The following is an 11,673-nucleotide window of genomic DNA, read 5'->3' as shown; positions in this document are numbered from 1 at the left end:
CAAGATCATTTTTTTCTTATTCCACTAACTTTTGTGCAAGGTCAACTACTCTTGTAGAATACCCAAATTCATTGTCATACCATGAGAGTACCTTTACAAAACCATTTAATAACACCATTGTTTCAAGACCATCAACTATTGAAGAATGAGAATTTCCTTTAATATCTGAAGATACTATTGGATCTTCTGTATATCCTAAAATACCACTAAGTTCTCTAGACGCTGATGCTTTCTTAAACACAGAATTGATCTCTTCTTTTGTAACATCTTTTTTCTTAAGTTGCACTGTAAAATCAACAATAGAACCTGTTGGAACAGGAACTCTCATAGAAGTGCCATTAAGTTTACCCTTAAGTTCAGGTAAAACAAGTCCAACAGCCTTAGCAGCACCTGTTGAAGTAGGAATAATTGAAAGAGCTCCAGCTCGTGCTCGTCTAAGATCAGCATGTGGCAAATCAAGGATTTTTTGATCATTTGTATAAGCATGAACAGTAGTCATAAGACCTTGTTCAATCCCAAAAGTTTCATGCAAAACCTTTGCAAGAGGTGCAAGACAGTTTGTTGTGCATGAAGCATTAGAAACAGCTTTCAAATCAGAAGTAATTTCATGATCATTTACACCAAGTACAATTGTCTTAATCTCATCCTTAGCAGGTACTGTCAAAATTACTTTTTTAGCACCGGCATGCTCAACATGATCAAGATACCCACCTCTATCAGTTGTTGCTGATGAAAACACACCTGTTGATTCAATTACAACATCAACTCCAAGTTTGCCCCAAGGAAGGTTTTTTGGATCGCGTTCAGCAATAATCTTGATTTCTTTTCCATCTACTATAATTGCTCCATCTCTTGCCTCTACTTTTTTATTATATATTCCAAAAGTTGAATCATATTTTAAAAGATGAGCAAGTGTTTTAGGATCTGTTAAGTCATTTATTGCAATAACTTCAATTCCTCTCTCAAAAGCAATTTTAAAAACATTTCTACCTATACGCCCAAAGCCATTAATAGCTAACTTCATACAACTCCTCCATCTATTTTGTATTATCTACTAGAATTATTAAATCATAAATTAATTAACCACAAGTGTCAAACTATTTTTTTATAAAAACTGTATATCCTTCCTGAATATAATCTCTTAAAAGAGTAGGTGCTTTTAAAATCCCTCTGGAAATGTAATCACCAATTTCTTCAATAAAAATTTCACCTAAAATATCTGACTTACTATAACTAATAAAACTAGAACTATCACTAGTATACTTTAAAGCCCCTTCTTTAAGAACTAAAAAAACATCACCTTTTTTCACATCATTCACATGTCCAAGATTAACAAGAACATCATCTCTCTTAATCTGAAGAATCTCTCCCTTTTTAGGTAAATAATCATTAAAATCTCTAGAAAAAGAACTTAAAATATCACTTAAATAAAGAACTCCTCCCGAATTATAGTTAAAAGTCTTAACTTTAACACCCGTCTTACCTGAAAAAATATCTACTCTTAAATTAGCCGAATTTTTAAAAACATCTACATCAAGATCGAACATCAAAAATAAATCAAGATTATTATTCCTTGCATAAGAAAATTCTTCAGAAAAACTACTTACCAAATAATCTTTTGCTTTATTATAATCGAATCTATAATTAACTACTTCTATATTTAAATTACGATCAAGTATTCTCTCAGCATATTTTAAAATTAAATCATTTGCACCAAAAATCTTGTTCTCATTTTGAGTAAAAATACCTACTCTATAAACTGTTTGATTATTATAAAGCCTATTTAAATCACCAATAGTCTTATAACCATATTTAAAAAATAAAGAACTTTTAATATCAAATGCAACCACATCATAAAAATCTGAAATTTTAGTATCTATAACCTTCTTATGCTCTATTAAATAATATAGTTCCTCATAAGCCATTACATCTAATTTCATAAATTTATAAATTTTAGCAAGTAAAAACCTAGCACTATCATTATCAGGGTAAATATCAATAGCATTCTTTACATTAAATACTGCTCTATCTAAGTTTAAATTTTTAAAAGCCTTAAATCCCTCATTTTCATATTTTTTAGAAATTCCTATATTAGTACCATTATTTTTTTGAAACGAGCTCCTAAAATTAGATACAAAAAAACTTTCTTCAAGAGCTATATCATAAAATTCTAAGTCCTTTTTAATACTCTTAGCTTTCTCAAAGTTTAAAACGGCTTTATCAACTATTTCAAGCTTCAAATAAGAATAACCAAGTAAATAATAAAGTTCATCAGAATTTTGATCAACAAGTATTGCCTTTTGAAGAAAATCGGTTGCATCTTCATATTTAGACTGATATAAATAAACAAGGGCAAGTAAACGGTAAGCATCAACAAGTCCAAAATCTCTATAAGTAGTTCTTACTAACATTAAGTAATTTTGAGCATATTTCTCAGCAACTCCTAAACTATTAGTCTTAATAGAAAATTCTGCCACCCTTTTATGAAAATCTGGCAAAGAAGTAAAATTACCCCTTACTTTGTTTATTAAATGCTGCGCCTTATCATTCATATTCAATTTTTCATAAATGCTCATAAGACGTTCAAATGCATTATAATTTGTCTGATTATACTCAAGAATAGATAGATAATAATTAGCAGCTGCAATAAGCAACCCTTCTTCCTCAAAAATTGAAGCAAGTCCCACTAAAGCATCAATATTATTTTTTTGCTTTGATAAAACTTCCGAATAAAATTTTTTAGCCTGTGCTGTTCCATTATTTTTAAGCAATATATTTGCATAAAGAATCTTATATTCAGTATCACCATTTGACATTTTATAGGCTTTCTCTATAAAAAACTGAGCCTGATTATATATCTTCAATAGATAATAAATTTCTGCAATAAACTTATATGCCTCATAATAATTAGGATTAATCTTTACAGCCTCAAGAAGTTCGTCAATAGCATCATAATACTTTTTCATAAGATAATATGTTTGCGCATTTTGATAATATTTGATTGCGGTTGTAGTCTCACCTATTAAACTCCCAAAATTTAAATTAAAAATTAAAAGCATTGTCAAAAATCTCTTCAAATTCATAAACCTTCCTTCTGGGAAATTTTTATTACTTTAATATTTCTTTGATGCATATTTTTAATGGTAAATGTTAAATTATTATATTCTATTTTCTCATTTTTCAAAGGAATCCTTCCAAATAGATCATAAACAAATCCCCCAAGCGTATCAAAATCTCCATCTGGAAGACTTAATCCAAGTTTTTCATTTAAATCTTCAATCAAAACTCTAGCAGTACAAAGATAACTCCCATCATCAAGAGGTACTATTTCATCAAGCTCATTATCAAACTCATCTTGAATATCTCCTACAATCTCTTCAAGAATATCTTCAAGAGTTACAAGACCTGCAACTCCCCCATATTCATCAACTACAATAGCAATATGAATATGATTTTCCTGGAACTCTTTTAAAAGTGAATCAATCTTCTTACTCTCAGGAACAAACATAACCTTTCGCATAATATCTCTTAGATCTATTTCATAAAAATCTCTCTTCCACATATGCAAAAGTATATCTTTTGTATGAATTATCCCAATAATATCATCTATTGTTTCTCTATAAACGGGAAATCTTGAATGATTACTAGATGTTACAACTTTTAAAAGTTCATCTTTACTCCCAGAATAATCAATAAAAATCACACTTATTCTTGGAATCATAATTTCTTTAACAATTGTTTCCTTTAGAGAATTAAAATTTTTAAGCAAAGATGTTTCAAATTTTGACTTTTCCTCAATATTCTTACAATCAGCATCTCTTATTTTTTTATTTTTAAAACTCAAAAATTTGAACATCAAAATACCCTTCTGGTTTCTCTTAAAAGTTTCTCCTGAATAACTAACATCTCTTCATTTTGGAAATCATTTGTTTTGTGAGTATATCCTATTAAATGTAAAATACCATGTATAGTATTCCTTTGAAGCTCATCGTACAACTCAACATTAAACTCCAAAGAACTAAACTCTAAATATTCAAGAGATATTATAAGATCACCTTGTATTTTATGCTCTATTTGTCCACTCTCTTTAAGATAATTAAAAGAGAGAACATCAGTAGGCTCGGATTTTTGTCTAAATTGACTATTTAACTTTTGAATGTACTCATTATTACACAAGATAATAGAAAGTTCATATTCTTTAATACAAAGAAAATCTAGAACAGATAAAATAAAATCATAATAAGCATCCCAATGTTTAAACTCAACACCTTCTGCCCATAAGTTTAACTCTTCTTTTATCAATTCCCTATATCCTAGAATAATTATAACTTAAAAAATATTATATAAACAGACAAGATTTTAATTTTTTATTAAAATTCTCTACACATGCTAAACCTTAAATAAATCTTTAATTGCATCTTCAAAAGAATCTTTTTGAATAAAACCAACAGAAACTCTTGGCTTTTCTCCAACAGGAACAAAAATAATAGTAGGAAGACTTTGAACACCAAGCGCCATAGAAATTTCCTGTTCTTTATCAGTATTGATTTTATAAAAATCAATCCTATCTCCATATTCTTTTGAAAGTTCATCATAAATCGGAGTAAGCATTTTACATGGACCACACCAATCAGCATAAAAATCAATTATTGCAGGTTTTTTCCCTTTAAAACCCCACTCTTTATTATTTTTATAATCAAAAACCTTATCAATAAATTCTTGCTTAGTTAAACTAATTGCCATATTTTCTCCTAAATCAATCGATTTTTCATTATAACATAAATACAATATAATTAATAAAGGATTACATATAGAAATGAACTTAATATTAATAAATTCAGATGAACTTAAAAACGGATTAATACTCAATGATTCAAGAGTAAAACACATTAATGAGATATTAAAACTTAAAAATAATGAAACATTTAAATTTGGTATTATTGGAGAAGAACACATTTACTCATGCGTATATCAAAAAGATGTAAAACTTTTTTTTAAAGAAAATCATAAAATAGCAAAGTCAAACAAACTAAAAAAGTTAAAAGTAATAATTGGTTTAGTGCGACCAATTGCAGCAAAAAGAATAATCACACATCTTGGAAGCATCGGAATATCTAAACTGATTTTTTTTAATGCTTTCCTTAGCGAAAAATCTTATTCATGTTCCAAACTCTTTAAAGAAAGGGAATATGAAAAATATCTAATAGAAGGTGCCATGCAAGGTGGAATCACCTACATACCAAAAGTCAAAATTTTTAATAATCTAAGAGAAGTTTTAAAGAATACAGAATATGAGGAATCTAATACCACAAAAATACTACTTGAAAGAAAAAGCAAAAATAAATTAGTTGACTTAAATATAAAAACAAAAAATACGGTTGTTATTATTGGACCAGAGAGAGGATTTATAACAAAAGAAATAAACTTAATTAAAGAATATAATTTTAATGCCTATAACATTTCATCAAATATTTTAAGAACAGAAACGGCTACAATCGTAGCATCCGCTATTATTACATCAAAAATGAATGATAAATAATATTTTTAATACCTTCAATATGAATCAAATAAATAAGCATACTATCAATTTTTTCACTTTTAAATTCACTTTAAAAGTGAAAAAAAAATACAAATAGAGCAAATAAACTCAGTTTACTACTGTTTGATTCACAAGCCTATCATAAATATAAAGTTCAATTATCGAACCTTTTAATGCCTCATAAGGCAATTTAATAAGTCCCCCCTTAGATCTAAAAGAATAAAGCAAAGAACTGCTTCCACTAGGATCCTTGATCTTAACCATCATATCCACACTAGATGGGTATATATCCAATTTATAAGTCAAAAACCCAAAAACACCTGTATCATTACTCCTTGGTTCATTAATAGTAATTGTTAATTTATCTAAATTTTCAATTTTACTACCGGGAGATAAAGATTGAAAAATAACGCTTCCAAAATCACTGCCGCTTGACAAATTCACATCAAAATCAATTTCATCATTTAAAAGAGAAATAATAACATCTTTATAATAAAGACCAATATAATTTTTTACATATTTAATAGGGGGTTTTTCTTGCCCCTTGCTTACTAAAAATTGAAGATCAATTAAGCTTGAAATCTTAGTACCTGGAGATGGTTCTTGACGGATTATTGTCCCCTTTGGAAGAGTACTCTCAATTTCAATAGGTTTTAACAAATGATAAAACATCCTGTTATTATTAATTGAATTGGCTTTTAAATTAATAAGCACATCATCAATATTTTTTCCAATAAAACTATCAACTTTATTGATCACAGCCCCTTTACTAATAAAGATCTTAACCTTACTATCAAGTCTTAAGACAGTACCTGCCTTAGGATTTTGATCTATTACCTTTCCCTTATCAAGAGAAGTTGATGAAAATTTAAGTTCAACATAAGGAATAAGTTCTTTATTTTGAAGCTCATTAATTGCATCTTCAAGATAAAATTCAATAAGATTTGGAACAACAACAATGTCATTACTTTTTAAAAAAATAAAAAATATTGCACACGAAATAATTAAGGAACTAAAAATAGTAAGTATCAAACCCTTAGCTACATGTTTGGGCAAAGTGAGAACTTTGCTATCAAAATTTTCATTATATTCACACAAATTATTATTACTATTTAAATTTTCATCATATAAAAAATTTTTATTATGCGGTGGTATATTATCACTCAATACTATATCATCTCCTTATAGTTTAAGATTTAAGAAAAAATTTTACCTATTAAATCCCTATTTCCATTATAAAAAGACTTATAATCTACAACCTTTCTCCCAGTCATTTGAACCTCTAATAACAATAAAATTCCATCTTTTGTCTTCACCAAAATACCTTTACTAGGATCAAATGAAACAATTTTTCCTATTACCTGATCACTATAATCAGTAGTCTTTATAAAGTCAGCTCTATGAAAAATAATTTCACCTTTATCAAGCTTAGCTCTTGCAAGTGGCCAAGGATTGCAAGCATTAATCTTATTCTTAATTTCAAAAGCACTCAAATCAAAATTAAGCATTCTATGTTGCTTATTAAAAAAAGAACAATATGTTGCCTGGCTTGAATCTTGAACAATGCCAATATGTCCTTTGTTCAGTTTACTTAAAGCTTCCAAAACAAGATTAAAGCTGTTTAAAGAAACATATTTAAAAATATCAGCACTTGTATTAAAGCTCTTTATTTCAAATTGACTTTGTGCTAAAATATTGCCACTATCCATCTCCAAAGCCATTTTTTGAACAGTAATCCCTCCAATAGAATCACCATTTAAAATAGCAGTTTGAATGGGGGAAGGTCCTCTATATTTTGGTAAAAGAGAAGGATGAACATTAATACAACCCATTGGGAAAATATCTAAAAATTCTTGTCTAAATATTTTTCCATAAGAGAAAACTAACATAAGATCAGGTTTTAATTTCTTAACCATTTCTATTACATCAAAATTAAGTACAACGGGATCTAAAACAACAATATTTCTATTAATAGCCTCAACTTTAATGTCATTAACTTTTAAAAAGAGACCACGACCACTAGGCTTATCAGGAGCAGTTAGAACACCAACTACATTATAATGGTCTGAGACTTTCTTTAAAACCTCTAAAGCAATATTGTCAGAACTTGCAAAAAAAATCCTCAAGTTTTAATAAATCTCCTTTTTTTCATATAAGACTTCAACAATTTATTCCTAAGTTTATCCTCATAATAATCAATAAAAAGTACACCTTTTAAATGATCCATTTCGTGCTGAACAATTCTGGCTAACAAACCTGAACTTTCAATTTTAAAAAATTCACCATTTTCATCATAAGCCTCAACTATAATAGATTTGGGCCTCAAGAGATCATAATAAACTCCAGGAATACTCAAACAACCTTCTTTATAAAGAACAAGTTCAAAAGAAGTTTCCGTTATCAAAGGATTAATAAAAATTAAAGGTTTTGACATTGCATTTTTTCTGACCACAAAAATAGATAAATCAAGACCTACTTGAGGTGCCGCTAGCCCAATACCATTTTTAGCATCCATCAAATTTACCATTTTAAAAGCAATATTTCTAAGCTCATTATCAATATTTAAAACCGATTTTGCCTTTACTCGCAATAGATCATTGGGATAAAAAAATATTTTCATAAAACCCTCAAAAAAAATTCAAACTATAACTTTATTTGTCCAAAAAGTTTCCATTCCTCATTTTCTGCTTCTGAAAAATAAATACTACCTTTCTTAGACTTAGGAAAAGCGTAAAGCTTACCTTCACTTTCATCCTTAAATACTAAAAATTCCTTAAGCTCTATTTTTGAAGAAAGAAGTTTTTTGTCTTGCCCATTCATTTTTAATCTCCAATGACCGTCCAATGTTTTATAAAAAAAAACTTTGTCATCAAGAGTATTAATTTCATAGTTATTCTTTTTATGAAAAATATCATCTAATTTAGAAACCCCCAAAGCATAATTTAAAAACTCCTGATTACACTGAACAGTATCCCTAATAGAACCAATATACGCGGTCTTAATTTGCTCACTTTGTGAATCAACAAAAAATAAGGTGGGACTTTTTTTTAAATTAATCTCACCAAAAATTTCATTATTCATATCAATAATTAAAAAAACATTATTTTTAGCAATAGCCTTAAGAAGCCTATCATCTTCAAACGACTTTAAAAAATCTCTTACCAAATTGCCTTTAATATCTTTTCCAACCAATATTAAAACATTTTTATGTAAATTTCGGGCCTCATCCATAGCATCTTTATAAGAATCGTGAAAAATAATATCCGATGACAGCGAAAATAAATGTACAAAACAAAAAGCAATAAATATTACAAATAAACTTACAAATCTCATATCTTACTAGTTAATATCTCTAAAAATTTCAGCTCATCACCACTAAGATATTCTTTCAAACTAGAATATATAAATTCATGATAACTATTAATATAGTCTAATTCATCTTTTGAAAGCATTTCAGTAACTATTAATTCTTTTTCAAAAGGTACAAGAGTTAAATTTTCAAACTCCAAAAAAGTTCCAAATTCATTTGAATAACTTTGCTTCACAAAAACTAAATTTTCAGTTCTAATTCCATATTCAGAATCTCGATATAGCCCAGGCTCAATTGAAGCAATTTCAGAACCTTTAAAAGAATAAGTAGACAAAGGACTAATAGAAACAGGAAGTTCGTGAACATTAAGAAAAAAGCCTACCCCATGACCTGTTCCATGAGCAAAATTCAATCCTTGTTTTAGCAAAGGAAATCGAGCAATACCATCAAGAGAAGAACCTAAAGTCCCAAATGGAAATTTTAAAGACGCAAGAGCAATAAAAGACTTAAGGACTAAAGTATAATCTTCTCTCTCTTTACAAGATGCTTCTCCAATTAAAATAGTTCTTGTAACGTCTGTTGTACCAAGTTCAAGGTAAGAACCTCCAGAATCTATTAAAAGCAATCCATTTCCATCAAGATTTTTAGCTCCTTTTTTAGGTCGATAATGAGGCAAAGCCGCATTTTCTTTAAATCCAACTATCGAATCAAAACTAGAACTAAAAAATTCATCTCTTGATGTCCTAAAATTTAACAACATATTTGCAACATCAACCTCATCTAACCTAGAAAGCTCATCTTTACTTAAACTTTTAAATTTATACAAAAATTTAATCAAACTCACAGCATCAATAATATGAGCCTCTTTCATCTTACTAATCTCATAATCTGATTTTATCGCCTTAAGTTCATTCACAATACTCTCTCCAAGTAGTGCATTTGGTTTACCAATAGATTCCAATATTTTAACATTACTTTCAACTGGTATAAAAAATTTCCCTTCATGATTAATCTCTGCTAAAAACGAATAAAAATTACTATAATCTTCAATCTCAAAACCTTCGACCTCAAACTTTTCTCTTAACTCAAAATCAAGTTTATCAATATTAACAAAAAGAACATTCTTATATCTCTCACTTCTAGCAATAAACAAAAAAGCATAAAATAAAGCCGATGATTCAATATCCAAACCTCTTAAATTTAAAAGCCAAGCTATTTCATCCAAAGAACTTATAACACAAAAATCAATTGCCTTTTCTTCTAATTTTACATTAACTTTATCAAGCTTATCCGCTCTTTTATCGATTTTTTGAGTTTCACTCAACTCAAATATCTTATTGCTTTCTAAAACGGGTCTATCCTGCCAAATTTTAGAAACTAAATCTTCATGTAAGATCTCAATATCTGTATGTCTACAATTTTGAACCAAATCATTATAAAATTTTATATTAACATCTTCAGAATAAATCCCAAGCCTTAAGCCTTTAAGATTTGCATTTATGTAACCAAAAATATCCGGACACCCTTTAACTCCAAGCTTTATCAATTTAAACTCGGTTCCTTCAAGCTCACTCGATGCTTGTAAAAAATACCTACCATCTGTAAAAAGCACTGCCTCTGTTTCTGTAACAATTACTATCCCAGCACTTCCTGTAAATCCTGTAATAAATTCACGAACATTAAATCTAACATGAGAATATTCACTCATATGTGGATCATAACTTGCTATTAAATACGCATCGATTTCACTCTTCATCATCAAATTTCTCAAAGAAAATATTTTTGTATTAATTTCCATAAAAGCAAGCTCCTTAGACTTTTACAAAGTAACTTTTATTTTATTATAACAAATAAAGAAATTTTTTAAAATTGAATTATTTGTTATAATAAAATCCAACGGTAAAATCAAAGGACAAAAATATGAAAGATGTTAAGGTTGTTATTTCTGATCTTGATGGCACACTTCTACTCTCAAATAGCCAAATAGGGGCTTTTAGTGAAATTATAATAAAAAAACTAACAAAAGAAAACAAAAAGTTTATTATTGCAACAGGAAGAAGTAAAAATGAAATAATTTCTCTTACAGAACACTTAAACTCACATGTTTCATTTTTTATAACATTAAATGGAGCAAGAGTCTACAATAATCAATGGCAATTAATAAGTAGTTATGATTTGTCCTCTGAAATTGTAAATGAGATTTTAAACCTCAGAGAGAACAAATACAAAGATATACCCCATTTTTTACAAAAATCTGAAGATATAGATGAAAGGCTTTACGCTGATAACATAACTAAAAATGCTATCAATAATATATTTAAAAAACATAAATTGTTAAGGAAACATAAATATATAGAACATGAACTAAAAGATATAAGTATAAAATATCATGAGATCAACAGTTTTACAGAAATTAAAAATTTTAACAATATAGCAAAAATATTATTACTGCATGATGAAGAAACACAATTAATAAAATACGAAGCAACAATTTTAGAAAAATACAGAAGAGAAATAAATGCTTATTTATCAACACCACACTCACTTGAAATTGTTAATAACAAAGTTTCAAAGGGAAGTGCATTAAAAGACATTCTTAAAAGCATTCATATTAATTTAAATGAAGCAATTGCATTCGGAGATGGGTTTAATGATGTTGACATGTTGGAAAATGTAAACAAAGGATTATTAATGGGTAATGCAAATTATAGACTAAAGAAAATGTTATCGTATTTAGAAATAATAGGTACCAATGATAATGAAGCTGTTGCACATTACATTAATGACAACATTTTAGAAGAACCTGTACAGCATAGGACATAAT

At 28.2% G+C, this 11,673-nt stretch carries 12 protein-coding genes; 2 read left to right on the top strand and 10 right to left on the bottom strand.

Features of this window, described 5'->3' with window-relative positions:
- Window positions 1-16 precede the first annotated feature (16 nt).
- The 5 genes from gap to trxA form a co-directional block, all read right to left on the bottom strand.
- Complete coding sequence (gene gap / locus QMG63_RS04160) at window positions 17-1,024, bottom strand: type I glyceraldehyde-3-phosphate dehydrogenase (RefSeq protein ID WP_281861955.1); 1,008 nt, start codon at window positions 1,022-1,024, stop codon at window positions 17-19.
- A gap of 73 nt (window positions 1,025-1,097) precedes the next feature.
- Complete coding sequence (locus QMG63_RS04155) at window positions 1,098-3,083, bottom strand: tetratricopeptide repeat protein (RefSeq protein WP_281861954.1); 1,986 nt, start codon at window positions 3,081-3,083, stop codon at window positions 1,098-1,100.
- Window positions 3,080-3,856, bottom strand: coding sequence for a hemolysin family protein (locus QMG63_RS04150; RefSeq protein ID WP_281861952.1), 777 nt, complete (start codon window positions 3,854-3,856; stop codon window positions 3,080-3,082). Before QMG63_RS04150 ends, QMG63_RS04155 begins: the two co-directional genes overlap by 4 nt.
- Window positions 3,856-4,302: an rRNA maturation RNase YbeY gene (ybeY, locus tag QMG63_RS04145; RefSeq protein WP_281861950.1), complete on the bottom strand. Its 447-nt coding sequence runs from the start codon at window positions 4,300-4,302 to the stop codon at window positions 3,856-3,858. The genes QMG63_RS04150 and ybeY overlap by 1 nt, the downstream gene beginning before the upstream one ends.
- A gap of 87 nt (window positions 4,303-4,389) precedes the next feature.
- On the bottom strand, window positions 4,390-4,743 hold the full coding sequence (gene trxA, locus QMG63_RS04140; protein ID WP_281861948.1) for a thioredoxin: 354 nt from the start codon (window positions 4,741-4,743) through the stop codon (window positions 4,390-4,392).
- 73 nt (window positions 4,744-4,816) lie between these two features.
- Here trxA and QMG63_RS04135 point away from each other — a divergent pair, with 73 nt between their 5' ends.
- A complete protein-coding gene (locus tag QMG63_RS04135; protein ID WP_281861946.1) occupies window positions 4,817-5,539 on the top strand; it encodes a 16S rRNA (uracil(1498)-N(3))-methyltransferase in 723 nt (240 codons plus the stop codon).
- Between the two features lie 108 nt (window positions 5,540-5,647).
- Here QMG63_RS04135 and QMG63_RS04130 read toward each other — a convergent pair whose 3' ends face one another.
- Genes QMG63_RS04130 through QMG63_RS04110 form a run of 5 tightly spaced genes read right to left on the bottom strand, consistent with a single transcriptional unit; the run spans window position 5,648 to window position 10,647 of the window.
- Window positions 5,648-6,706 (bottom strand): PASTA domain-containing protein, encoded by a 1,059-nt coding sequence (locus QMG63_RS04130; RefSeq protein WP_281861944.1) that lies wholly within the window; start codon window positions 6,704-6,706, stop codon window positions 5,648-5,650.
- A 29-nt stretch (window positions 6,707-6,735) separates the two neighbouring features.
- Window positions 6,736-7,665, bottom strand: coding sequence for a methionyl-tRNA formyltransferase (fmt, locus tag QMG63_RS04125; RefSeq protein WP_281861942.1), 930 nt, complete (start codon window positions 7,663-7,665; stop codon window positions 6,736-6,738).
- On the bottom strand, window positions 7,662-8,159 hold the full coding sequence (gene def / locus QMG63_RS04120) for a peptide deformylase (protein WP_281861941.1): 498 nt from the start codon (window positions 8,157-8,159) through the stop codon (window positions 7,662-7,664). The genes fmt and def overlap by 4 nt, the downstream gene beginning before the upstream one ends.
- A 23-nt stretch (window positions 8,160-8,182) precedes the next feature.
- Entirely contained in the window at window positions 8,183-8,872 is a 690-nt protein-coding gene (locus tag QMG63_RS04115; protein ID WP_281861939.1) for a hypothetical protein, read from the bottom strand.
- Window positions 8,869-10,647 carry an aminopeptidase P family protein gene (locus QMG63_RS04110; RefSeq protein WP_281861938.1) on the bottom strand — a complete coding sequence of 593 codons (1,779 nt, stop codon included), beginning with the start codon at window positions 10,645-10,647 and terminating at the stop codon, window positions 8,869-8,871. The genes QMG63_RS04115 and QMG63_RS04110 overlap by 4 nt, the downstream gene beginning before the upstream one ends.
- A 122-nt stretch (window positions 10,648-10,769) precedes the next feature.
- Between QMG63_RS04110 and QMG63_RS04105 the strand changes: the two genes are divergently transcribed.
- The gene (locus QMG63_RS04105) at window positions 10,770-11,672 is read left to right on the top strand and encodes an HAD family hydrolase (protein ID WP_281861937.1); all 903 of its coding nucleotides are present in this window, start codon (window positions 10,770-10,772) and stop codon (window positions 11,670-11,672) included.
- The last annotated feature ends 1 nt before the right edge of the window (window position 11,673 follow it).

It is taken from the genome of Candidatus Borrelia fainii (assembly GCF_027925085.1).
GTDB lineage: Bacteria > Spirochaetota > Spirochaetia > Borreliales > Borreliaceae > Borrelia > Borrelia turicatae.
Note: the sequence above shows the minus strand (reverse complement) of the source record. Positions and strands in the feature narration are given on the sequence as shown.

Coding starts and splice junctions, on each gene's coding strand:
- QMG63_RS04155 (WP_281861954.1), bottom strand. CDS start 3,083: ATGAATTTGAAGAGATTTTTGACAATGCTTTTAATTTTTAATTTAAAT.
- QMG63_RS04110 (WP_281861938.1), bottom strand. CDS start 10,647: ATGGAAATTAATACAAAAATATTTTCTTTGAGAAATTTGATGATGAAG.
- gap (WP_281861955.1), bottom strand. CDS start 1,024: ATGAAGTTAGCTATTAATGGCTTTGGGCGTATAGGTAGAAATGTTTTT.
- def (WP_281861941.1), bottom strand. CDS start 8,159: ATGAAAATATTTTTTTATCCCAATGATCTATTGCGAGTAAAGGCAAAA.
- QMG63_RS04115 (WP_281861939.1), bottom strand. CDS start 8,872: ATGAGATTTGTAAGTTTATTTGTAATATTTATTGCTTTTTGTTTTGTA.
- QMG63_RS04150 (WP_281861952.1), bottom strand. CDS start 3,856: ATGTTCAAATTTTTGAGTTTTAAAAATAAAAAAATAAGAGATGCTGAT.
- QMG63_RS04135 (WP_281861946.1), top strand. CDS start 4,817: ATGAACTTAATATTAATAAATTCAGATGAACTTAAAAACGGATTAATA.
- QMG63_RS04105 (WP_281861937.1), top strand. CDS start 10,770: ATGAAAGATGTTAAGGTTGTTATTTCTGATCTTGATGGCACACTTCTA.
- trxA (WP_281861948.1), bottom strand. CDS start 4,743: ATGGCAATTAGTTTAACTAAGCAAGAATTTATTGATAAGGTTTTTGAT.